Source organism: Mesorhizobium sp. (assembly GCF_965229135.1).
Lineage (GTDB): Bacteria > Pseudomonadota > Alphaproteobacteria > Rhizobiales > Rhizobiaceae > Mesorhizobium.
Genome location: NZ_OZ245860.1, coordinates 3,659,250 through 3,682,427, shown reverse-complemented (window position 1 = coordinate 3,682,427; position 23,178 = coordinate 3,659,250). Strand labels below are relative to the sequence as shown.

19 protein-coding genes are annotated in these 23,178 nt (G+C 64.5%); 9 read left to right on the top strand and 10 right to left on the bottom strand.

The window, feature by feature from the left end; translation table 11 throughout:
* Nucleotides 1-140: 140 nt before the first annotated feature.
* Entirely contained in the window at nucleotides 141-1,067 is a 927-nt protein-coding gene (locus ACO07C_RS17405; protein ID WP_421915386.1) for an ABC transporter ATP-binding protein, read from the top strand.
* A complete protein-coding gene (locus tag ACO07C_RS17400; RefSeq protein WP_421915385.1) occupies nucleotides 1,064-1,825 on the top strand; it encodes an ABC transporter permease in 762 nt (253 codons plus the stop codon). Before ACO07C_RS17405 ends, ACO07C_RS17400 begins: the two co-directional genes overlap by 4 nt.
* 32 nt (nucleotides 1,826-1,857) lie before the next feature.
* Here ACO07C_RS17400 and ACO07C_RS17395 read toward each other — a convergent pair whose 3' ends face one another.
* Nucleotides 1,858-2,895, bottom strand: coding sequence for a phosphatidylglycerol lysyltransferase domain-containing protein (locus tag ACO07C_RS17395; RefSeq protein WP_421915384.1), 1,038 nt, complete (start codon nucleotides 2,893-2,895; stop codon nucleotides 1,858-1,860).
* A gap of 244 nt (nucleotides 2,896-3,139) precedes the next feature.
* On the opposite strand from ACO07C_RS17395, the gene ACO07C_RS17390 reads away from it, so the two are divergent.
* Nucleotides 3,140-4,288 (top strand): flavin-containing monooxygenase, encoded by a 1,149-nt coding sequence (locus ACO07C_RS17390; protein ID WP_421915383.1) that lies wholly within the window; start codon nucleotides 3,140-3,142, stop codon nucleotides 4,286-4,288.
* Nucleotides 4,289-4,316: 28 nt separating this feature from the next.
* Here ACO07C_RS17390 and ACO07C_RS17385 read toward each other — a convergent pair whose 3' ends face one another.
* The 6 genes from ACO07C_RS17385 to ACO07C_RS17360 form a co-directional block, all read right to left on the bottom strand.
* Nucleotides 4,317-5,315, bottom strand: coding sequence for an ABC transporter ATP-binding protein (locus ACO07C_RS17385; protein WP_421915382.1), 999 nt, complete (start codon nucleotides 5,313-5,315; stop codon nucleotides 4,317-4,319).
* 15 nt (nucleotides 5,316-5,330) lie between these two features.
* Nucleotides 5,331-6,392 carry a Gfo/Idh/MocA family protein gene (locus ACO07C_RS17380; protein WP_421915381.1) on the bottom strand — a complete coding sequence of 354 codons (1,062 nt, stop codon included), beginning with the start codon at nucleotides 6,390-6,392 and terminating at the stop codon, nucleotides 5,331-5,333.
* A complete protein-coding gene (locus ACO07C_RS17375; protein WP_172221463.1) occupies nucleotides 6,389-7,228 on the bottom strand; it encodes a carbohydrate ABC transporter permease in 840 nt (279 codons plus the stop codon). The genes ACO07C_RS17380 and ACO07C_RS17375 overlap by 4 nt, the downstream gene beginning before the upstream one ends.
* Before the next feature lie 9 nt (nucleotides 7,229-7,237).
* The gene (locus ACO07C_RS17370) at nucleotides 7,238-8,167 is read right to left on the bottom strand and encodes a carbohydrate ABC transporter permease (protein ID WP_421915380.1); all 930 of its coding nucleotides are present in this window, start codon (nucleotides 8,165-8,167) and stop codon (nucleotides 7,238-7,240) included.
* Nucleotides 8,168-8,399: 232 nt separating this feature from the next.
* Complete coding sequence (locus ACO07C_RS17365; RefSeq protein WP_421915379.1) at nucleotides 8,400-9,659, bottom strand: ABC transporter substrate-binding protein; 1,260 nt, start codon at nucleotides 9,657-9,659, stop codon at nucleotides 8,400-8,402.
* Between the two features lie 2 nt (nucleotides 9,660-9,661).
* On the bottom strand, nucleotides 9,662-10,621 hold the full coding sequence (locus ACO07C_RS17360) for an N-acetylmuramic acid 6-phosphate etherase (protein WP_421915378.1): 960 nt from the start codon (nucleotides 10,619-10,621) through the stop codon (nucleotides 9,662-9,664).
* Between the two features lie 199 nt (nucleotides 10,622-10,820).
* Between ACO07C_RS17360 and ACO07C_RS17355 the strand changes: the two genes are divergently transcribed.
* The 6 genes from ACO07C_RS17355 to ACO07C_RS17330 all read left to right on the top strand — a co-directional run bounded on the left by ACO07C_RS17355 (nucleotide 10,821) and on the right by ACO07C_RS17330 (nucleotide 18,019).
* Nucleotides 10,821-11,699: a BadF/BadG/BcrA/BcrD ATPase family protein gene (locus ACO07C_RS17355; protein WP_421915377.1), complete on the top strand. Its 879-nt coding sequence runs from the start codon at nucleotides 10,821-10,823 to the stop codon at nucleotides 11,697-11,699.
* Complete coding sequence (locus ACO07C_RS17350; RefSeq protein ID WP_421915376.1) at nucleotides 11,696-12,478, top strand: GntR family transcriptional regulator; 783 nt, start codon at nucleotides 11,696-11,698, stop codon at nucleotides 12,476-12,478. Before ACO07C_RS17355 ends, ACO07C_RS17350 begins: the two co-directional genes overlap by 4 nt.
* Before the next feature lie 14 nt (nucleotides 12,479-12,492).
* On the top strand, nucleotides 12,493-13,527 hold the full coding sequence (locus tag ACO07C_RS17345) for an SIS domain-containing protein (protein ID WP_421917555.1): 1,035 nt from the start codon (nucleotides 12,493-12,495) through the stop codon (nucleotides 13,525-13,527).
* Nucleotides 13,524-14,696: an N-acetylglucosamine-6-phosphate deacetylase gene (gene nagA, locus ACO07C_RS17340; RefSeq protein WP_421915375.1), complete on the top strand. Its 1,173-nt coding sequence runs from the start codon at nucleotides 13,524-13,526 to the stop codon at nucleotides 14,694-14,696. Before ACO07C_RS17345 ends, nagA begins: the two co-directional genes overlap by 4 nt.
* A 78-nt stretch (nucleotides 14,697-14,774) precedes the next feature.
* A complete protein-coding gene (locus tag ACO07C_RS17335; protein ID WP_421915374.1) occupies nucleotides 14,775-15,908 on the top strand; it encodes an NAD(P)/FAD-dependent oxidoreductase in 1,134 nt (377 codons plus the stop codon).
* 32 nt (nucleotides 15,909-15,940) lie between these two features.
* On the top strand, nucleotides 15,941-18,019 hold the full coding sequence (locus tag ACO07C_RS17330; protein ID WP_421917554.1) for an ABC transporter ATP-binding protein/permease: 2,079 nt from the start codon (nucleotides 15,941-15,943) through the stop codon (nucleotides 18,017-18,019).
* Between the two features lie 48 nt (nucleotides 18,020-18,067).
* Here the strand turns inward: ACO07C_RS17330 and ACO07C_RS17325 are convergent, their stop codons facing one another.
* The 3 genes from ACO07C_RS17325 to ACO07C_RS17315 form a co-directional block, all read right to left on the bottom strand.
* Nucleotides 18,068-19,582, bottom strand: a complete 1,515-nt coding sequence (locus tag ACO07C_RS17325) for a malonate--CoA ligase (protein ID WP_421915373.1) — start codon at nucleotides 19,580-19,582, stop codon at nucleotides 18,068-18,070.
* Between the two features lie 19 nt (nucleotides 19,583-19,601).
* Nucleotides 19,602-20,279 carry a ribulose-phosphate 3-epimerase gene (gene rpe / locus ACO07C_RS17320; protein WP_421915372.1) on the bottom strand — a complete coding sequence of 226 codons (678 nt, stop codon included), beginning with the start codon at nucleotides 20,277-20,279 and terminating at the stop codon, nucleotides 19,602-19,604.
* A 170-nt stretch (nucleotides 20,280-20,449) separates the two neighbouring features.
* Nucleotides 20,450-23,146, bottom strand: coding sequence for a hypothetical protein (locus tag ACO07C_RS17315; protein ID WP_421915371.1), 2,697 nt, complete (start codon nucleotides 23,144-23,146; stop codon nucleotides 20,450-20,452).
* Nucleotides 23,147-23,178: the final 32 nt, after the last annotated feature.

Below are 23,178 nucleotides of genomic sequence, written 5' to 3'. Positions count from 1 at the left end.
CAATTTTACCGGTTGCGGGCGGTTCATTGCCCGGCGATTGCCTCCAATGTCCAGAACTGTCAGCAGCACCATTGACTTCCGGTTGCACGCGGCGGCATTCGGCCTATATCAGGGGACCTCTTTCAAGCAGCCGTTCAGCCATGCCCTCCATCCTGTCCATTTCCGGGGTCTCAAAGACCTACGCCACCGGCTTCACCGCGCTCAAGGAAGTCAACCTCGACATCCAGCGCGGCGAGATCTTCGCGTTGCTGGGGCCGAACGGAGCCGGCAAGACGACGCTGATCTCGATCGTCTGCGGCATCGTCAACCGCTCGACGGGCACGGTCACGGTCGACGGCCATGATATCGGCAGGGACTATCGCGCCGCGCGCGGCCTGATCGGCCTGGTGCCGCAAGAGCTGACCATCGATGCATTCGAGAGCGTCTGGGCGACGGTCAACTACAGCCGCGGCCTGTTCGGCAAGCCGGCAAACCCCGGCTTTGTCGAGAAGGTGCTGCGCGACCTGTCGCTGTGGGACAAGAAGGACGCCAAGGCGATCACGCTCTCCGGCGGCATGAAGCGGCGGCTGATGATCGCCAAGGCACTGTCGCATGAGCCGCGCATCCTGTTCCTCGACGAGCCGACGGCCGGCGTCGACGTCGAGCTGCGCCAGGACATGTGGGAGATGGTGCGCCGGCTGCGCGAGGACGGCGTCACCATCATCCTCACCACGCATTACATCGAGGAAGCCGAAGCGATGGCCGACCGTGTCGGCGTCATCAATCGCGGCGAGATCATCCTGGTCGAGAACAAGGCCGAGCTGATGCGCAAGCTTGGCCGCAAGCGCCTGGTGCTGGAACTGCGCAATCCGCTGACGGCCATTCCGGAGGCTTTCTCGCGCTACGCGCTGGAGCTGTCGCCGGACGGCGGGCAAATGACCTACACCTACGACAATCAGGCCGAGCGTCCCGGCGTCGCCTCGCTGCTCCGCGACCTCGAGGCCGGTGGCATCCAGTTCCGCGACATCGACACGCAAAACAGCTCGCTCGAGGAGATCTTCGTCAATCTGGTGAGGAGAGAGCCATGAACCTGCGTGCGGTCTGGGCGATCTACCGGGTCGAGATGGCGCGTGCGTTCCGCACCGTGCTGCAAAGCATCGTCTCGCCGGTCATCTCAACGTCGCTCTATTTCGTCGTCTTCGGCTCTGCCATCGGCTCGCGCATCACCGAGATCGACGGCATCAGCTATGGCGCCTTCATCGTGCCCGGCCTGATCATGCTGTCGCTCCTGACGCAGTCGATCTCAAACGCCTCCTTTGCGATCTATTTTCCGAAGTTCGTCGGCTCGATCTACGAATTGCTGTCGGCGCCGGTCTCCTATCTCGAGATCGTCATCGCCTATGTCGGAGGGGCCGCGACAAAGTCGATCATCCTTGGCCTGATCATCCTGGCCACCGCCTCGCTGTTCGTGCCGCTTCACATCCAGCATCCGTTCTGGATGGTCGCTTTCCTGGTGCTGACGGCGGTGACCTTCAGCCTTTTCGGCTTCATCATCGGCATCTGGGCGAAGAGTTTCGAGCAGCTGCAGCTGGTGCCGCTTCTGATCATCACGCCGCTGACCTTCCTTGGCGGCAGCTTCTATTCGATCAACATGCTGCCGGGCGTCTGGAAAACGATCACGCTGTTCAACCCGGTCGTGTACCTGATCAGCGGGTTCCGCTGGAGTTTCTACGGCAAGGCCGACGTCTCGGTCGGCGTCAGCCTGGGCATGACGCTGGTCTTCCTGGCCGTCTGCATCGCCATCGTCGCCTGGATATTCAAGACCGGCTATCGGCTGAGGAACTGACGCGGCATAGCGAGCTCCAGGCCTCGCGGACCTCAGATTGCCTTGAGCAGCCGCAGCAGCCCGAGCATCTCGACGTAGGTCCCCTCGCGGAAGGCGATGTAGACCGGCTCCTCGACGCCATGGAACCGGCGCTTGAAAGCCGCCTGTCCCTGCAGGTTGAACCGGCGGCGGTTGACCCATGCCGAGTCATAGGCGCGCTGGAAGGCATTGCGCCAGAAATCGCTTTCGGCAAATCCGCTTGGCCCGATATCGAGCAACGGCGACAGGCCCAGCGTGACGACCGAGACGCCTTCCTCGCGAAAGCGGTCAACGGCGAATTTTGTCAGGCCGATCTCGGCATGCGGCGAGGCATCGAGATGCTTGCGCTTGAAGGCCGTGGTGTAGCCGATGACCTTGCCGTCGCGAAACAGCGGATCGAAATCGAGCAGGGCGACCAGCCCGCCGTCCGGGCCATGCAGTACGAAGCGGCGCATGTCCGTGCCGAGATGTTCGTAAAACGGTCGGTTGAGGAAGCCCATTTCCGTCCGCTTGACGATGCGGTTGCCGCGCCAGTTGTCCGAAAGCCGGGCGATCTCGTCGAGGAAGACCGTCCGCTTGTCTTCGTCAAAGGTGAAGCCTTTCTTCAACAGCCAGCGCTCGGAATAGCGCACGGTCTCGTTGCGCTTTCCGGAAAAATCATGTCCGGGCAGGTTGAGTCGGGTGTCGATGCCCACGCGATTGATCTTGTAGCCGAGCCCGGCCAGCACCCGCGCCGTCGGCTCGCCGATCTGCACGAACCATGGACTTCCGGCGCTCTCGACGAAGCGCCTGATGTAGTCCGGCCGATCGGCCGGCGCCACGACCGGATCGCCGAGGGCGAAATGATGCTTCATCTTGGTGCCGAAAGCGATGTAGCCATCGGCATCGCCGAAATAGGAGAGCTTGCCCTGGACGGCGGTCGAATAGGCGAGAGAGAAGTCACCATGCCGGCGAACCAGTGCCAGGCGCTCGACATGCGTCAGCTCATGCCGTTTCACCTTGGGCGCCGCGCCTTCGAGTAGGCGATCGAAATAGATGCGCAAGGGGGGCATGGTCGAACTTCCGCGTGCCGGCTACCGCGCCGCGTGTCCCCTTGGACACGCAAGGAGCGCTGCACCGCTTTGATCTCTCCGCACGACCCGGCGTATCTTGGGGCCATGCCATGTTAATACGAAATCCACCAGCCCATGGACCTCGAATCAATCGCATTGACGCAACCTGATTATCGACCATATCGCGCAAGTGCCATATAGGGCGCAACTGGCGGGAATGCATCGAAAAAGGATTCGCGACGCAATGGCGGCAAGAACGACCGGGCCGGTGCCGAACGAGCCGGTGATCGTCATCGGCGCGGGCGCCGCGGGATTGGCGGCCGCGGACGCGCTGCGCAAGCGTGGCGTGCCGGTCGTTATCCTGGAAAGGGAACTTCGCCTTGCCGAGCCGTGGCGGCGCCGGCACCAACAGCTGCATCTCAACACGCACCGCGCGCTTTCCATGCTGCCGGGACTGGCCTACCCGCCCCGCACCCCGGCGTTTCCGCACAAGGGCGTCATCGTCGATTATCTGGAACGGTTTGCCGCCAAGCGGGGCCTCGCCGTCGAATTTGGCACGACGGTCGAGCGCATCGAGCGCAAGGATGGCGGCTGGCTCGTGCGCACCAGCAATGGCACGCGCCATGCCAGCCATGTGATCGTGGCCACGGGACGTGATCGCGTGCCGTGGATCCCGGACTGGGACGGGATACGATCCTTTGAGGGCCGGCTTGTCCACGCCGGCGATTTTGGCGCGGCGCAAGCCTATGCTGGCAAGAGCGTGCTTGTCGTGGGCGCCGGCAATTCCGGCTTCGATGTCCTCAACCACCTTTCCCGTGCCGGCACCGGCAAGATATGGCTTTCTGCAAGGCAAGGCCCGTCGCTGCTGCCCAAACGGATCGGCAGCGTGGCCGTCCATCGCTTCGCCGGCATCATGGCGAGTTTGCCGACATTCGTCGTCGACATGATGATTTCCGCCACGCAGCGCCTGATCTTCGGCGATCTCACCCGCCATGGGCTGCCGCCGGCGCCAAAGGGCGGCGCCAGCCGCCTCGGCACCGAACAGATCGCCATCGCTGTCGACGACGGTGCCGTGGCTGCACTCAAGGCGGGCCGCATCACGGTGGTCGCGCCGGTTGCGTCGTTCAATGGGAGAAGCGTGCGGCTTAGCGACGACAACGTCATCGAGCCGGACGTGGTGATCGCGGCGACCGGTTATCGCAGCGGTCTCGAAACCATGGTCGGCAATCTCGACGTCCTCGACGGCAAGGGCGTTTCAAAGGCCAATGGCGGCACGCCAACCGGCCAGCCCGGCCTTTGGTTCATCGGCATGCGGCCGAGCCTAACCAGCTATTTCCACAGCGCCGGCATCCAGGCCCGCGCCATCGCCAGGCAGATCGCAAAGGCGAGATGACGCGGCAGTCGGCGTCATCTCCCGGATACTATTTCAGCACTTTCCCGTCGGCGCCGAACCGATATGTCCTGGCTGGATCCGGCGTCGCATAAAGCGTCGCGCCGGGCTCGGCGTCATAGACGCCGAAGATACGCACGGTGATCAGCCCGGCCTTCTCGCAGTCGAGGTAGAGATTGGTGTCGGCGCCGAGATGCTCGGCATGGACGACGGTCCCCTTCCACGTTCCCGATGTCGGGTCGACGGTCAGATGCTCGGGACGCACGCCGATCGTCTTGGCAGTCTCGCCGAGGCGGCTTCCGTCGATGAAATTCATCTTCGGCGAGCCGATGAAGCCGGCGACGAACTCGTTGGCGGGCGAGTTGTAGAGTTCCATCGGCCCGCCGATCTGCTCGATCCTGCCCGCGTTCAGCACCACGATCTTGTCTGCCAGTGTCATCGCCTCGACCTGGTCGTGGGTGACGTAGATCATCGTCGCCTTGAGCCTGCGGTGCAGCTGCGCGATCTCCAGCCGTGTGTTGACGCGCAGCGCCGCATCGAGGTTCGACAACGGCTCGTCGAAAAGAAAGAGCTTGGGCTCGCGCACCACGGCGCGGCCGATGGCCACACGCTGGCGCTGGCCGCCGGAGAGTTCGGCCGGCCGCCTTTCCAGATAGGGTTCGAGCGACAGCATCGACGATGCGATACCGATGCGACGCTCGATCTCGGCCGCCGGCGTACCCGCCTGCTTGAGGCCAAGCCCCATATTGTTCTTGACCGTCAGATGTGGATAGAGCGCGTAGGTCTGGAAAACCATGGCGATGCCGCGTTTGGCCGGCGGTATGGTGGAGACGTCCACGCCGTCGATGACCACCCGGCCAGACGTCGAATCCTCCAGCCCGGCGATGACCCTGAGCAGGGTCGACTTGCCGCAGCCTGAAGGACCGACGAAGACGACAAATTCGCCATCGTTCACCTCGAGGTTGATGCCCTTCAGCACCTCGACCGGCCCGAAGGCCTTCTTCACGTTCTCGATGTTCAGCGAGCCCACGGCTTTGTCCCTGTTCTAGAGTTTCACGGCGGCGCCGCTGCGCACGCTCTCGTCGGCGGCCAGGCAGACGGCGAGCGACTTCACCGCGTCGTCCATGTGCTTGGTGAGATCCAGATCCTCGCGGATCGCCTTCAGCACGAAGGCCTGTTCGAGATCGCAGAGATCCTGATGGCCGGGTTCGCCCGCCATCGACAGCATATCGTCCGCCTTGATGAACTTGCCATCCGCGCCGGTCGCGGCACTGTGCAGGCGGATGGTCGAGGTCTTGGTATGGGTGTCGATGTCGTCGGACTTGACGCCCTCCTTCATGACGATCGACACGCAGCCATTCGGCGAAATAACATCCTTCACGAAGAAGGCGGTTTCCGAAATCATCGGCCCCCAGCCGGCTTCGTACCAGCCGACCGACCCGTCGTCGAACAGCACCTGCAGATGGCCGTAATTGTACATGGTCGGCGCGATCTCCTCGGTCAGCCGCAGCCCCATGCCGCGCACCTCGACCGGCTTGGCATCGGTGATCTGCAGCATGACGTCGAGATAATGCACGCCGCAGTCGACGATCGGCGATGTCGTCCGCATCAGCTGCTTGTGCGTCTCCCAGGTGTGGCCGGAGGATTGCTGGTTGAGGTTCATGCGAAACACGTAGGGTCCGCCGAGCTTGCGTGCCTCGGCGATCAGCCTGATCCATGACGGATGATGGCGAAGGATGTAGCCGATCACCAGCTTCTTGCCGTTGGCCTTGGCGGCCGCGACGACGCGTTGGGCGTCGGCCACCGTCGTTGCCAGCGGCTTTTCGACGAAGACGTGGCAGCCGGCCTCGAATGCCCGAACCGCATAATCGGCATGGCTGTCGGAGTAGGTGGCGATGCAGGCGACATCAGGCTTCTCGTCGCGCAACGCATCGTCGAAGGAACGCTTGATGCCGTAGCCTGAAAGCCCTTCGGGCAGCGGCACGTCGGAACGGTTGATAAGCGCCGCGATCTCGAAGCCCGGATTGCTGTGATAGGCCAGCGCATGGCTGCGGCCCATATTGCCGAGGCCGGCGACGACGACGCGAAGGGGTTTGTGCGAACTCACTTGACTGCTCCGGAAGTAATGCCGCGGATCAGCTGCCGCGAGAAGATGACGTAGAGGATGAGCACCGGCATGATCGCCAGCGAGAGTGCTGCCAGGATGGCATTCCAGTTGGTGACGAACTGACCAAGGAACAGCTGCGCGCCCAAGGTCACGGTCTTGGTCTCTTCCGACGGCGCCAGGATCAGCGGGAACCAAAGGTCGTTCCAGATCGGGATCATGGTGAAGACGGCGACCGTCGCCATCGATGGCCGCACCAATGGCAGCACCAGCCGGAAGAAGATCGTGTATTCGGACAGCCCGTCGATGCGCCCGGCGTTCTTCAAATCGTCGGACACCTGCTTCATGAATTCCGACAGGATGAAGACGGCCAGCGGCAGGCCTTGCGCGGTGTAGACCAGGATCAGCGATGTCAGCGTGTTGACCAGTCCGCTCGCCACCATCAACTGCAGGATGGCGACGGTGCCGAGCCTGATCGGGATCATGATGCCGAGCGCCAGATAGAGGCCCATCAGCGAATTGCCGCGAAACCGGTATTCCGACAGCGCGAACGCCGCCATCGCGCCGAACAGCAGCACGAAGAACAGCGAGGCGACGGTGACGACGAGGCTGTTCTGGAAATAGTGGATGAAATCGCCCTGGCCGATCACGGTGGTGTAGCCGATCAGGTCGAAGGTTTTTGGCGTCGGCGGGGTCAACGGCGCGCCGAAGATGCCGGCGCGGGACTTGAACGAATTCATGATGACCAGGATCACCGGAAACAGCGCGATCGCCGTGTAGGTCAACAGGATCGCGTGGGCGCCGATGGTGCGGGGGAGCGATCGGGTGGCGGTGCTCATCTCTTGCCCTCAGAACTGGTAGCGACGCAGGCGCGTCTGAACGAGGAACAGGTAGACGCAGACGCCGCCGAGGATGATCAGGAACATCATCGTGGCGATCGCCGCCCCCATGTTGGGGTCGCCGGTCTGCAGCTGGAAGCCGAAGAAGGCGCGGTAGAGAAAGGTGCCGAGGATGTCGGTCGAATAGTTCGGCCCGGCGAGCGCGCCTTGCGCGGTGTAGATCAGGTCGAAGGCGTTGAAATTGCCGACGAAGGTGAGGATCGAGATGATGCCGATCGACGGCAGGATCAGCGGCAGCTTGATCTTCCAGAACTGCGACAGGCCGGTGATCCCGTCGCATTCGGCCGCCTCGATCACTTCCTCGGGGATCGACAGCAGTGCCGCGTAGATCAGCATCATCGGGATGCCGACGAACTGCCAAACCGATATCAGGCTGAGCGCGGTCAGCGCGTATTGTTCCTTGCCGAGCCATGGCGTGAACAGGCTTTTCAGGCCGACCAGATCCATCATATGCGGCGCCACGCCCCACAGTGGCGAGAGAATCAGCTTCCAGGCGAAACCGACGATGACGAAGGAGAGGATGGTCGGCACGAAGATCGCCGTGCGGTAGAACGCGGCGAATCTGAGCCTTGGGCTGGACAGCAATGCGGCCAGCATGACGCCGATCGGGTTCTGCACCAGCATGTGGATGATGAAGAACCAGACATTGTTTCTCAATGCGTTCCAGAAACCCACGGACCAGTTGGGATCGCCGAACAGCGTCCGGAAATTTTCCAGCCCGATGAAGACCTGGTGCTGCTCGATGTTGCGGAACAGCGAAAGCTGCAGCGTGCCGGCCAGCGGCAGGATCATGATCGCCGTATAGACGAGCACGGCCGGCGCCAGGAAGATGCCTATATGCCAGCGGGTGGGTCGTTTCGGTCGTGTTTCTGCGGCCATGAGTTCGGTCCCCGCCGTCTCTCGGTTCTGAAGGGTGTGATGCTAGAAAAAGCCTCGATGCAATGCCCGTGTCCGTCCCCGGAGGAGGACAAGGCTTGCGACAGGTCAGCTGGCCTTGCCCGAAGAAAAAGGAGGGTAAGGCCGAGAGGCGGCGCCGACAATCGCAATCTGAAGACATCAGCACTCTGGAAGCCGGCCGGGCGTGTGCCCGGCCGGTCCGTTCCGGGAGTGCTTATTTTGCCGGCTTGTACCAGCTGTCGAGACCGGTCTGCAGCTTCTTGGCGGCGGCTTCCGGCGTGTCGGTGCCGTTGATGACGTTGGCCGATTCAACCCACGTCTCGTTCTCGAGGTTTGGCGTGCCGCGCGACAGGATCTGGTAGGTCGAGCGTATCGTCGACTTGCACTTGCCGCGCCAGGAGACGAATTCCTGCGCCAGCGGGTCCGCCATCTTCACCGGCGAGGAGTTCAGGCTGAAGAAGCCCGGCAGCGCGTTGGCGTAGATGGTGGCGAAGTCCGGCGAGGCGACCCAGGACAGGAAGGTCTTGGCCGCGTCGGCATTCTTCGAAGCCGCATTCAGGCCCATGCCGATATCGGTATGGTCGGAAATGTAGCAGGTGTCGCCGGCCTTCTCGACCGGCGGCGGGAAGGCGCCCATCTTGAACTGGGCCTGCGTGTTGAACAGGCCGATTTCCCACGAGCCGGCCGGGTAGATGGCGGCGCGGCCGAGCGTGAACAGGTTCTGGCTGTCCGGATAGGTCTGTGCTTCGAAGCCGTCGCCGAGGTAAGGCTTCCACTTGGCCAGTTCCTCGTATGGCGCGACCCAGTCCTTGTCGGTCAGCTTCTGCGTGCCCTTGATCAGGGCGGCGCGGCCGTCCTCGCCCTTCCAGTAGTTCGGACCGATGTTCTGGTAGCCCATGGTCGCGGCTTCCCACAGATCCTTGGTGCCCATCGCCATCGGGATATAGGTTCCGTCGGCCTTGATCTTGTCGAGCGCGGCGAAGAACTCGTCGCGGGTCTCCGGCACCTTGATGCCGAGCTTGTCGAAGGCGTCCTTGTTGTAGATGAAGCCGTGGATGACGGAGGCCATCGGCACGCAGAAGCTCGACTTGCCGTCGTCGGTCTGCCAGGCGGCCTTGGCCACCGGCGAGAAGTTCTCCATGCCGGGCAGCGACGTCAGATCGGCGAGGTTGCCCTTCTTGAACAGTTCAAGCGACTTGTCGAACGGGCGGCAGCTGATCAGGTCGCCCGCCGAGCCGGCGGCGAGCTTGGCGCCGAGGGCCGCGTCGTATTCGGTTGGAGCCGATGGTGCGAACACCACCTTGATACCGGGGTTCTTGGCTTCGAAAGCCGGGATCAGCTTGTCCTTCCAGATGGCAAGGTCGTCGCCGCGCCAGCTTTCGATGTTGAGCGTTACGTCGGCGGCATAAGCCACGCCGGCCGAGCCGAGAATGCTTGTACCGAGAAGAAGTGCCGTCAGTAGTTTCGTTTTCATGCTCAGTCTCCCTGTTGACCTTTTTCAGGTTCGGTTTTGATGAGAACAGAGGCGTTGCGCCCCTTGCTCCCCTCGATCTCGGAAAGGGCGGGCCGCAGCTTCTGGCCGGTCCCGTCCAGTAACTTCTCGGCCGCATCGGCGCTGTCGGCGCCGGCGGCGAGCAGAATGGCGGTCTTGACCGCGCCGCCGCTCTTTTCCAGCAGCCGGGCGGCCTCGTCCCTGCCGCGCCCGGTGACAGCGGCCACGATGCGCGCCGCGCGGTCGCGCAGCTTGATGTTGTCGGCCATGAGGTTGACCATGTAACCATCATGCACATGGCCAAGATGGACGGCGGTCAGCGTCGACAGCATATTGAGCGCGATTTTCTGGGCGGTGCCGGCGCCCATGCGAGTCGAGCCGGCGATCACCTCCGGCGGCGTTTCGAGCAGGATGGCCACGTCGGCCAGCCGCAGCAGCGGCGTGTCCTTGTTGTTGGCGATGGCGACAGTGGCGGCACCCCGACGCCGCGCGTCCTCGATGGCCCTGACCGCATAAGGTGTCGTGCCGCTGGCGGAGATGGCGATCAGGCAGTCCCCCTTGCCGATGCCGGCATCGGCAATCGCGGCCGAAGCCTCTTCGGTGTCGTCCTCCGGGCCGCCCGCAAGCACCTTGAAGGCGTCGTCGCCGCCGGCGATCAGGATGGCGATGCGTTCCCGCTTGATACCGAACGTTCCCGGCAGTTCCAGCGCATCGGCCAGCGCCATCAGGCCGGAGCTGCCGGCCGCCGCGTAAGCCAGCTTGCCACCGCCGTTCAGCCGGCTGGCGATTATTTCGGCGGCACGGGCAATGGCTGGAATGGCGCCGCGGACCGCCTTGGCGGCCTCGATCTGGGCGTCGGCGAGCGAGGAAAGGATGGCGTCCGGCGTCTGGATGTCCAGACCCCTGGCATTCTGGTGAAGCGCTTCGGTGCGCGTTTCGGCCATCCCATTTCCTCCAACCTTGGAAACAATACCAAAAAAATACCACTTGTCCACACGCATTAACGAATTTGCAGTCTGGAAATCAATGAGCCGGCGAAATGTCTAAGCTTTTCAATAAAATACGCCTTAATCTTTTTGGAACGGAAATTAATCCTTGGCTATTGGTATTTTATTGGTATTATCGGATCGGAGGAGAAATCGCGTGAATTTCGTGCTCGGTATCGATGGCGGTGGCACCAGCTGCAGGGCCGCCCTGGCAACGGCGGACGGCACTGTCGTCGGCCGCGCCAAAAGCGGCGCCGCCAATATCCGCACCGATCTCACCGGCGCGCGGGCCAACATAGTCGAGGCCGCGCGTCAGGCCTTTATCGCCGCCGGCCATGATCCGGAATTGATCCCGCGAACCCCCGCCATTCTCGGCCTCGCCGGCGCCAATGTCGGCACCTACCGGCAGCAGCTCGAGGCAATCCTGCCGTTCAGCATCAGCCGCGTCGAGACCGATGCCGAGATCGCGCTGGAAGGCGCGGTGGGCTCTGGAGATGGCGCCATGGCGATCCTCGGCACCGGCACCGCCTACATGGCGCGCAGGAACGGCATGTCGCGGGCGATCGGCGGCTGGGGGTTCCAGGTCGGCGACCAGGGCAGCGGCGCCCGCATAGGCCGTGACCTTCTCGAGCAGACGCTGCTTGCCTATGACGGCGTCCGCGAGGGTTCGCCGCTGACCGACAGCATGTTGGCCGTTTTCCGCGACAATCCCGAGGACGTGGTCGAATTCACCACCAACGCCAAGCCCGGCGATTTCGGCGGCTTCGCGCCGAAGGTCTTTGAGCACGCGGCGAAGGGCGACAGCGTAGCCAACTGGATCGTCGACAAAGCGGTCGCCGATGTCGAGGCTTCGCTTGGCGCGCTCGATCTTGCCGACGATGCGCCACTTTGCCTGCTCGGCGGGCTTGCACCGCTCTACGCGCCGCGTCTATCCGCGCGCTACCAGGCGCTGCTGATGCCGCCGCTCGACGACGCGCTTGGCGGCGCGGTGCGGATGGCGGCGCGTCTGTTCGCCAAAGCGGAGGCGGCACGATGAGCGAGGCCGCCGACCAGATCTTCGCCACGCTGAAACAGTCGGCGCAAAGCGGCGCCCCGCTTTATCTGCAGCTGCGCAAGAGCATCGAGGACGCCGTCAATCGCGGCCTGATCGGGCCGGGCGACGCGCTCCCTTCGGAGCGTGACATCGCAACCAAGGCAGACATTTCCCGCGTCACCGTGCGCAAGGCGGTGCAGGACCTCGTCAAGGGCGGCATTCTCGTCCAGCGCCATGGCTCCGGCACCTTCGTCGCGCCGCGCATGGAGCGCGTCGAGCAATCGCTGTCGCGGCTGACCTCCTTCACCGAGGACATGGCGCGGCGTGGCATGGCGGTGCGTTCGGCCTGGCTCGACCGAGGCCTTTACGCGCCTTCGCCCGACGAGATGATGGTGCTCGGCCTGTCGTCCAGCGAACTCGTGGCCAGGGTGGCGCGCCTGCGCATCGCCAACGACACGCCGCTGGCGATCGAACGCGCCTCGCTGTCGGCCAGCGTGCTGCCCGATCCGGCCGGTATTGGCTCCTCGCTCTATTCGGCGCTGGAGTTGACCGGCAACCGACCGGTGCGGGCGGTGCAGCGCATTTCCGCCGCCAATCTCGGCGATGGCGACGCGCGTCTGCTCGAAGTGCCGCCCGGCATCGCCGGCCTGCACATTGAACGTATTTCCTATCTGGCGAGCGGCAAGGTGATAGAATTCACCCGCTCCATCTACCGGGGCGACGCCTATGATTTCGTCGCCGAACTGCGGCTGACAGGGCCGAGCGAAGAGGGCCGACCATGAGTGCAGTGCCGACAATGACGACGGAAATGACCCATATGCGACGCGAGATCGAAGAGATCCCGGAGGCCGTCGCCCGCCTGCTCGATGGCTCTGGAGCGGCGCTGACCGCGGCCGGTCGCGGTATCCGCGAACGCGATCCGCACTTCGTCGTCACCGTCGCGCGCGGCTCGTCCGACCATGCCGCCACCTTCATGAAATACGCCGTCGAGCTCACAGCCGGCCTTGCGGTCGCTTCGGTCGGCCCGTCGATCGCATCGATCTATGGCGCCAGGCTCAGGCTCAACGGTTCCGCGTGCCTTGCGATCTCGCAGTCCGGCAAAAGCCCGGACATCGTCGCCATGGCGGAAGCGGCAAGGGCCGGCGGCGCACTGACCGTCGCCATCACCAACACCGCCGACTCGCCGCTGGCCCGCGCGTCGGACTATTCCATCGACATCCTGGCTGGGCCGGAGCGCAGCGTCGCGGCTACCAAGACCTTCATCAATTCCGCCGTCGCGGGCCTCGCCTTGATGGCGCATTCCACTGGTGACGAGGCGCTGCTGGCGGCACTTGCCCGCTTGCCCGATCATTTCCGCAAGGCGATCGCCTGCGACTGGATGAGCGTGCTGGCCGAGACGATCGAGAAGCAGAAGTCGCTGTTCATCCTCGGCCGCGGCCCATCGGCGGCGATGGCCAACGAGGCGGCGCTGAAGTTCAAGGAGACCTGCGGCATGCATGCCGAGGCCTACAGCGCGGCTGAAGTCATGCATGGGCCGCTGGCGCTGATCGGCCCCGACTTTCCGGTGCTGGCGCTGGCCGCGCGCGACGCGTCCGAACCGTCCGTCGCCGAGGCCGCCGACAGCCTGGCGGCCAAGGGTGCGCCCGTGTTCGTCACGTCGGCGCTTGCCAATCGCGCCACGCGCCTGCCGCATGTCGCCACGGGGCATCCGCTGACCGATCCGCTGACGCTGATCGTCTCCTTCTACATGTTCGTCGAGGCCTTCGCCCGCCATCGCGGCCTCGACCCGGACACGCCGCGCAATCTTCGCAAGGTTACGGAAACAGTATGAGCGACCGTTTTGCCCTGACTGGCGCCCGCATTTTCGACGGCGACGACTGGCATGAAGACCACGCGCTGGTCGTGCGCGATGGCCTTATCGAAGCCATCTTGCCGGACGGCGCCGTGCCTTCCGGTATCCGCGGGCTCGACACCGGCGGCGGCATCCTCGCGCCGGGCTTCGTCGACCTGCAGGTCAATGGCGGCGGTGGCGTCATGCTCAACGACCATCCCGACGTCGGCTCGATCGAGACCATCTGCCGGGCGCATGCGCCCTTCGGCACGACAGCGCTGCTGCCGACATTGATCACCGACACGCCTGAAATCACCGCCGCCGCGATCGCGGCGGGTGCGGAAGCCGCGCGGCTGAAGGTGCCCGGCTTCCTTGGCCTGCATCTCGAAGGGCCGCATCTGTCGGTCGCCCGCAAGGGCGCGCATGATCCCAAGCTGATCCGGCCGATGACGGATGCCGACCAGGCGGCGCTGATCGCAGCGCGCCAACAACTGCCGGTGCTGCTGACGACGATCGCACCCGAATCCGTCGATCCCGCCCGGGTTTCAGCCCTCGCCGGTGCGGGCGTCGTCGTCAGCCTCGGCCATTCGGACGCGGGCTATGCCAGGGCGCGTGAATTCGCCGATGCCGGCGCATCGATGGTCACGCATCTGTTCAACGCCATGAGCCAGATCGGCAACCGCGAGCCGGGGCTGGCGGGCGCGGCGATCGATATCGGCACGCTCTCCGCCGGCATCATCGCGGACGGCATCCATGTCGACCCCGCCACCATGGCGATCGCTCTTCGCGCCAAGCAGGGACCGGCAAGGATCGTCCTGGTCACCGACGCCATGGCGACGATCGGCACCGACATGACATCCTTCACGCTGAACGGTCGCACCATTTTCCGCAAGGATGGCTCCCTGCGGCTGGCGGACGGCACGCTGGCCGGCGCCGACCTCGACATGATTTCGGCCGTCCGCTTCGTCCATCGCGTCATCGGTATCGACCTGGGTGAGGCGTTGCGCATGGCTTCACTTTATCCGGCGCGGGCGATCGGCCAGTCTCACCGGCTCGGGCGGTTCGCCAATGGCACGGCGGCCGATATCGTCGCGCTGTCGGATGGCCTCGACGTCAAGGGCGTCTGGATCGACGGCGCCAGCGTCTTCGAGGCGGGCGCGAAGATCTAGAACAGGCCGCAACCTCATGTTTTGTTGCGACAGGGATTCGTGTGACACGAGCCTGCCGCGATCAAGGGGAATGAGCCCATGCACGAAGTCGACTGCGTTGTCGCCGGAGCGGGTGTCGTCGGCCTTGCCATCGCCAGGGCAATCGCCTTGTCAGGCAGATCGGTGCTGGTGGTCGAAAAGGCGGATGCCATCGGCACGGCCACGAGTGCGCGCAATTCCGAAGTCATCCATGCCGGGATCTATTATGCGCCAGGCAGTCTGAAAGCCCGGCTTTGCGTCGAAGGCCGCGAACGGCTCTACGCCTACTGCCGCGAGCGCAACATCGGCCATGCGCGAACCGGCAAGCTGATCGTCGCCGTCGAGCACGCCCAGCTCGATAAACTGTCCACGATCCGGACCAATGCTGAACGCTCCGGCGTCGCCGACCTCGAACTGCTGACGCGCGCGCAGGCGCGAAACCTCGAGCCTGCCCTGAATTGCGCCGGCGCATTGCTGTCGCCGTCGACCGGCATCATCGACGGCCATGCGCTGATGCTGTCGCTGCGCGGCGATGCGGAGGCAGCGGGCGCATCATTTGCATTCCTGACCACGGTTACCGGCGCCACACCCACAGCCGACGGGATCGAAATTCGCACGCGGGATGCCAATGGCGAGCCTTTCGCGCTGGAAACCGGCGCCTTCATCAACGCCGCCGGCCTCGACGCGCAGGCGCTGGCCGGTCGTATCGAGGGCTTTCCGCGAAACCGCATCCCGCCCTTGTGGCTCGCGCGCGGGAATTATTTTTCCCTTTCGGGCCGCTCGCCTTTTTCGCGGCTGATCTATCCGGTGCCTGTCGATGGCGGACTCGGTGTCCACCTGACCCTCGACCTTGCCGGCAGTGCCCGCTTCGGTCCGGATGTCGAATGGGTCGATGGCGTGGATTATACGGTCGACCCCTCCAGAAGCGCGGTCTTCCATGACGAGATCAGGCGCTATTGGCCCGGTCTGGCCGACGGCGCCCTGCAGCCGGCCTATGCCGGCATCAGGCCGAAGCTTACCGGTCCCGGCGAGCCGGCCGCCGACTTCGTGATCCAGGGACCGGCCGATCATGGCGTCGGCGGGATCGTCAATCTCTTCGGCATCGAGAGCCCGGGCCTGACGGCGAGCCTGGCGATCGCCGACCATGTTTGCCAGCTGCTATACCCGGAGCTTCACCTCAAGCGGACGTCATGAAACCTTTTGATTTCGAGGTCGTTGTGGGGCGCATGTCCGAGGCGAAACCCAAATCCAAACCGGCCGACGGTGTTACACCGCGCGGCGCTCCCGGCCCGCGCCAGCGAAAGCCGCGGCGCTCGACGCCGCCTGACGAGAAGTCGCGCGAAGAAACTCCACGTAAGAAGAAGCCGCGAGCCAAGAAGCTATCGATCGTCGAGGCGGCCGCGTCCGAAATGGCCGGCGAAGCTCCGCCGCCCGAGGCCATCGAACCCGACCCGGAATTGACGGCCGAGGAAACCGAGCAGGCGCGCAAGAAATACCTGCTGCGGCGCTTCTGGATCAGCGGGCGCGGATATTGGGGACGGCACGGCGACAAGCTCGGCTGGCCGCTGACCATCGGGCTGCTGATCCTGATCGGCGTCAATGTCGGCTTCCAGTACGGCATCAATGTCTGGAACCGCGCGATCTTCGACGCCATCGAAAGGCGCGACGCCCACACCGTCTATGTCCTGAGCGCCGTGTTCGTGCCGCTCGTGCTTGGCAGCATGAGCCTTGTGGTTGCCCAGGTTTACTTGCGCATGACGATGCAGCGCCGGTGGCGGTCCTGGCTGACCACCTCCGTGATAGCGCGCTGGCTTGCCAACGGCCGTTACTACCAGCTGAACCTCGTGAAGGGCGATCACCAGAACCCCGAAGCCCGTCTTTCGGAAGACCTGCGGGTCGCCACCGAATCGCCCGTCGATTTCGTCGCCGGGGTCATCTCCGCTTTCCTGTCCGCCTCGACCTTCATCGTGGTGTTGTGGACGATCGGCGGTGCCTTGAGCTTCACTTTGGCGGGATCGACCTTCACCGTGCCTGGCTTCCTCGTTGTTACCGCGGTGTTCTATGCCGCGATCACCTCCACCTCGATGTTCCTGATCGGCCGCGATTTTGTTCAGCTGTCCGAGAAGAAGAACCAGGCGGAAGCCGAATTCCGCTACGTGCTGACGCGCGTGCGCGAAAACGGCGAGAGCATCGCCTTGCTGGGAGGCGAGGAGGAGGAGCGCAGTGGCATCGACAAGACCTTCGCCGGCGTGCTCAAGCAATGGGCTCGGCTGACCGGCCAGCACATGCGCACGGCGGTGGTCTCGCAGGGCTCGAGCCTGTTCGCGCCGGTTGTGCCGGTTCTGCTTTGTGCCCCGAAATTCCTCGAAGGCTCGATGACGCTCGGACAAGTGATGCAGGCTGCTTCCGCCTTCGCCATCGTGCAGGGCGCCTTCGGCTGGCTGGTCGACAATTATCCGCGCCTTGCCGACTGGAACGCCTCGGCACGCCGCATCGCCTCGCTGATGATGTCGCTCGACGGACTCGAGCGCGCCGAACAGAGCGATGAACTCGGGCGCATCCAGCACGGCGACACGAAGGGTGATGCGATGCTCTCCCTCGACGATCTTTCCGTGACGCTCGACGACGGCACGTCCGTGGTCAAGGAAACCGAAGTGGTTGTGGAACCGGGCGAACGCTTGCTGGTGTCCGGCGAATCCGGCTCGGGCAAGTCCACGCTGGTGCGGGCGATCGCCGGCCTTTGGCCATGGGGAAGCGGCAGGGTCAATTTTCATCCCGAGAGGCGGCTCTTCATGCTGCCGCAACGGCCCTACATCCCGTCAGGCACGCTACGCCGTGTGATCGCCTACCCCGCGGCCGCCGACAACTGGAAGATCGAACAGATCAAGGCCGCCCTCGACAAGGTCGGTCTCGGTTACCTCGCAGGCCGGATCAAGGAGGATGCGCCCTGGGACCAGACGCTGTCGGGCGGCGAAAAGCAGCGGGTGGCCTTCGCACGCCTTTTGCTGCATCGCCCCGACATCGTCGTGCTGGACGAGGCGACCTCGGCACTGGATGAGAAGAGCCAGGACCAGATGATGGAAACGGTGATCCGTGAACTGCCCGAGGTCACCATCGTCAGCGTGGCGCACCGCGCCGAACTGGAAGCCTTCCATACCCGCAAGATCACGCTGGAGCGCCGCAAGGGCGGTGCGAAACTGGTCGGGGATATCGACCTTGTGCCCCGCAACCGCAAACGCGGCCTGATCCAGCGCGCCTTGTGGGGTTCCGGCACCAGGATCGAAAAGCCGCGCAAGCCGAAGTAACGCGCCGCGTGGGAGCATGATCCCGATTCCATCGGGATGGAACAGGCTCTACGATGCGTAGAGATCCTTGTAGGCATCGCGCAGCAGATTCTTCTGCACCTTGCCCATCGTGTTGCGCGGCAGTTCTTCGACGAAGATCACCCGTTTCGGATGCTTGTACTTCGCCACCCGTTCCGCGACGGCGCCGAGGATCTCGGCGGCGGTGATCGTCGAGGCGGGCGAGCGCACGACGACGGCGGTGACGCCTTCGCCGAAATCCGGATGCGCGACGCCGATGACCGCGCTTTCGCTGACCCCGTCGAGCGCGTCGATCTCGCTTTCAAGCTCCTTCGGATAGATGTTGTAGCCGCCCGAAATAATCAGATCCTTGCCGCGCCCGACGATGTGGACATAGCCATCGGCATCGATCATTCCGAGATCGCCGGTGATGAAGAAGCCGTCGCCGCGAAATTCGGCCTTGGTCTTTTCCGGCATGCGCCAGTAGCCGCCGAAGACGTTCGGGCCCTTCACCTCGATCATGCCGATCGTGCCTTGGGCAAGCGTCCCGCCGCCGTCTGGATCGGCGATGCGCAGAGACACCCCGGGCAAGGGAAAGCCGACCGTGCCGGCGCGCCGTTCGCCCTCATAGGGGTTCGACGTGTTCATGTTGGTCTCGGTCATGCCGTAGCGCTCGAGGATCGCGTGGCCGGTGCGCTCGCGCCAGGCCTTGTGCGTCTCGGCCAGCAGCGGCGCCGATCCGGAAACGAACAGGCGGATGGTCTTTGTCGATTCGTGATTCAAGCCGTCCTGCTGCAGCAGGCGCACATAGAAGGTCGGAACGCCCATCAGCGTGGTGGCACGCGGCAGCAGGGAGACGATGCGGGCGGGGTCGAACTTCGTTTCGAACAGCATGGAGCCGCCGGCCATCAGGATGACATTGGTGGCGACGAACAGGCCATGCGTGTGGAAGATCGGCAGCGCGTGGACCAGCACATCATCGGTGGTGAAGCGCCATTGGTCCACCAGCACCCGCGCGTTCGAGGCCAGGTTGTCGTGGCTGAGCATGGCGCCTTTCGAGCGCCCGGTCGTTCCAGACGTGTAGAGGATCGCCGCGAGATCGTGCGGCCCCCGCTCGACATCGTGGAAGTCGGTGGGCTGCCGCGAAGCCTGGTCCGTCAGCGATCCCTCGCCATTGCGGTCGAGCGTGACCACGACGGCGCCGGATGTCCCGACCAGTTTTTCGATATCAGCAGCCCTCATCGGATCGCAGACGATGACCCGTGGCTCGGCATCGCCGAAGAAATATCCAAGCTCGGTCAGAGTGTAGGCGGTGTTGAGAGGCAGGAAGACGGCGCCGGCACGCACGCAGGCGAGATAGAGCAGCAATGCCTGCGGGCTTTTCTCGACCTGCACGGCAACCCGGTCGCCCGGCTCGACATCCAGCTGCAGCAGCGCGTGCGCCAGCTGCGCCGAACGCGCCAGCATGTCGCCATAGGTGAGCCGGCGTCCGTCATCCGCCTCCAGCAGAAGCCGCTCTGGCGCGGGCATTCGCGAACGGAAAGCGTCGAACAGGTGATTGGTCATGATACCCTCCGACCGCGCGTCAGCGGGCCGCGCCGTCGGCCGCCGACCTAATCGCCTCGATGTTCGCCCGGTAGGCCTCGACGCTGTTGCCCTTGAAGACAGCCGCGCCCGCCACCAGGACGTTGGCGCCGGCGGCGGTGACCAGCGGCGCTGTTTCGGCGGAAACGCCGCCGTCGATCTCGATATGGATGGGGCGGTCGCCGATCAGCGCCTTCACCCGCTTCACCTTCTCGACGATGCCGGGAATGAAGGCTTGGCCGCCGAAGCCCGGATTGACGGTCATGATCAGGATCAGGTCGAGACGGTCGAGCACATATTCGATGGCGCTCTCGGGCGTTGCCGGGTTGAGCGAAACGCCGGCCTTCTTGCCGAGGTTGCGGATGGTCTGCAGCGAACGGTCGAGATGGGGGCCGGCCTCTGCATGCACGGTCATGCCATCGCAGCCGGCATCGGCGAAGGCGGCCAGATAGGGATCGGCCGGCGCGATCATCAGGTGGCAGTCGAAGAATGCCTTGGTCCGGTTGCGGATCGCCTTGATCACCGGTGGGCCGAAGGTGATGTTGGGCACGAAATGCCCGTCCATCACGTCGAGATGGATCCAGTCGGCGCCCGCCGCCGCGACCGCTTCCACTTCGTCGCCGAGCTTCGAAAAATCCGACGCCAGCACCGAGGGTGCGATCAGGGTTTTCTTGCTCATGGGACGGCCTTTCAGAATGCGGTTGCCTCGATCGATTGCCTAATGCCCGGAATGTGCCTTGTCGAGTGGGCACATCGTTCAGGCGAAGACGTTGGAGACGCGCTCCTGCATCACCCAGGAAAAAGATCCCGCCGGCGAACCGGCGGGATCCTTGTGCCTGCTGCCAGATCCTACTGCAGGTTCGTCAGAGGCCGTCTGGGCTGCTGCAGGTTCGGGTTGAGGAGCAGTCCAGGGTTGACCTCCATCGACGGGTTCCTGCGGCCCGGGATGCAGTTCGGGAACCGCCCGACAGTCCCTGGCGGGCAGAACCGCCTGCCGCCGACCGGCTGGCAGTGGCCGTTGATCATGCGGGCGCCGGGCGCGCATTCCTGCGAGGGTCTGCGGCATGCGCCGTCGATCACCTGGGTTCCACGCGGGCAGATGCAGGCGCCGCCCTTGCCGTGGACCTGACCGCGAATGTCGCACTGTTCCACGGTCCTGACTGGCACGCAGGCTTTGCCGCGCAGCTGTGTCCCATCCGGGCAGACGCAAGCGCCGTCCTGGGTGCGGACCTGGCCGCGCAGCAGCGTGCATTGCGAAGGCTTCGGCCGGTCCGGCACGCATGCCCTGTTCTGCCGGTGCGTCCCGTCAGGGCAGGTGCAGCTGCCGTCCTGTGTCCGCACCGCGCCGCGGATCGTGCACCCCTGCCTGATGACCTGGCAGGCGCCGTCAACCACCACGCCCTGCCGGCATACGCAGTCGCCATCGACGGTGCGGTACTGGCCAGGCAGCAAGGTGCACTGGCCCGAGGGTTGCGGGTTGCCCGGCGCGCATCGTCCGTTCCGCGGATCGGTTCCGTGCGGGCAGATACATTGCCCGTCGGTGGTCCGCACCTGGCCTGGCAGCAGCACGCAACGTTGCGGGATGGGAAGCGGCAGAAGGTTGATGCCGCCACCCGATGAGCACTGGCCGTTGCGGAAGCTGGTGCCTTGCGGACAGACGCAGTTGCCGGCGTCATTCATGACGAAGCCCGTTGAACACCCCTGCTTCAGCGGATGCGTGATGGTGAAGGGGTGGCAGGCATAGGCTTTGCCACGCTCGCCCTGCGCATTGGTGGCATTGCCTGGAAGCACGTCGGCTCCGCCCTGCACCTGCGTGTCCGGAGGCAGGACGCCGACACAGTTCTGCCCGTTCACCGTGCCCTGCAGGTTGGCCAGGCGGCCGTCGTCGGGGATGACCACGGTCACATGGTGGACATGGCTTTCCCCGGCGCCCAGCGACAGGTTGGCGATGCAGGACGCTGGCAGCGTCGCCGGTTCCGGCGAGCAGCCGAAACGCGGGTCGATCGAGGTGATCGCAACGCCATCCAGCCGGCCAAGACCGTCCACCCCGATCGCATCACCGATGCGGACCGGCCCCGAGAAAGCACTTGGCCCATCATTGGTGATGGTGATGGTGAACGAGCAGGGCCGACCGACCTGGCAGCTGCTGTCGCCGGTCTTTTCGACACGGATGCTGGAGCCGCCATTGGGATGACGGAAGCGTTCGGCAGCACAAGCCTTGTTGTTGGACAGGTCGGTTTCGCCGGGGATGGGCTTCACCTCGGCGCAGTTCTCGACCGTGTCCGACCGGTACCCCGCGGGCATCGTCGCCCTGACGACGATCGATGTCGAGGCGCCCGGCACGAGCGTGATGCTGGCATCGTCGCAACGGAACTGGCCGGGGCCACTCGGTCCGCACGTCCATGGCGGGGTCGGTCCGAAGGTCGAGGATGCCGGCGCGCCTCCAGGATAGGTATCGGTCACCGTCAACGGGCCGCTATAGGTGGCGGTGCCGTTGTTGATGACATCGATCACGAAGGTGCAGACGCCGTCGGCCGTGCACACTTCGCCGCGCGCCCGCTTCTTCAGGATCAGGTCGACCCTCTTTTCCACCGGAGGCTGGCAGTCGCGGTCGCGATCGCCACGCTGGCAGATCGGGATAGAGGCGCAGCTCCGGTCGTTCTGCTGGCTGCCGAACAGCGGCTTGCCACTTGCGCCGTAATCATAGGTGGCGCAGTTGCGCAACTCGTGGCCTTGCCAGGCCGGCGCCGGCTTGAAGCCGATCTTGAGCTCGACAAAGGCGCCCGGATTGAGCGTGGTCACCGGATAGGTGCACGCCATCGGGCTTGTGGTGGGCGTGCACACCCAGGGTGCGTTCGGCCCTGAATCGATGGTCGAACCGGCCGGCAGCGTCACCTCGTCGAGCACGATCTTGCCGTTGTAGGGAGCCGTGCCGACATTCGTGACCCGGATGGTGAAGTCGCAGCCGCCGGCCATCGTGCAACGTGGCACGTCGGCATGCTTTTCCACCTTGAGGTCGGGTTCCCCGTCCCGTGGCGGACATTTCAGGTCTGGCGGTATGACGATGTCGATCGTCTGCGTGCAGCAGAGCCCCCAGCCTTCCCTAGGGCCGCCATAGGCGTTGATCCCGGTGATGACGATATGGATGGTTTCGCCGGGCGACGCGCCGACGATCTTCCAGGTCAGCACGCCGCCGCCGGCCGGCACCTGCTGGGTGTCGGGAACGATGGTGATGCCGGCCGTGGTCGTCGAAAGCTGAACCCACTTTCCGCCCATCTCCGGACCGACCGGCATGTGGTAGATGAATGCGCCGCCGCCAGGCACGCAATCGACCGTGCCTCTTTCGATCTTGAAGCACTCGTGCTGGGCAGGCGGAGGCGGTGTGGGGCGGGGCGTGTCGCCACCGACGCTGGGAGGAGTGGCGCTCTGAGGCGCCTTGGCCGCGAGGTCTTCGGTGAAGCCCGGCGTGGTGCCGAGCATGGCGACCGCGATACCGGCCGCCATCAGCCAGAGCGCGCCGCGCCTGGCAAATGACAGGGGTTTCATGATGGTCTCCATGACGTTTGGCTGAGTGCTCG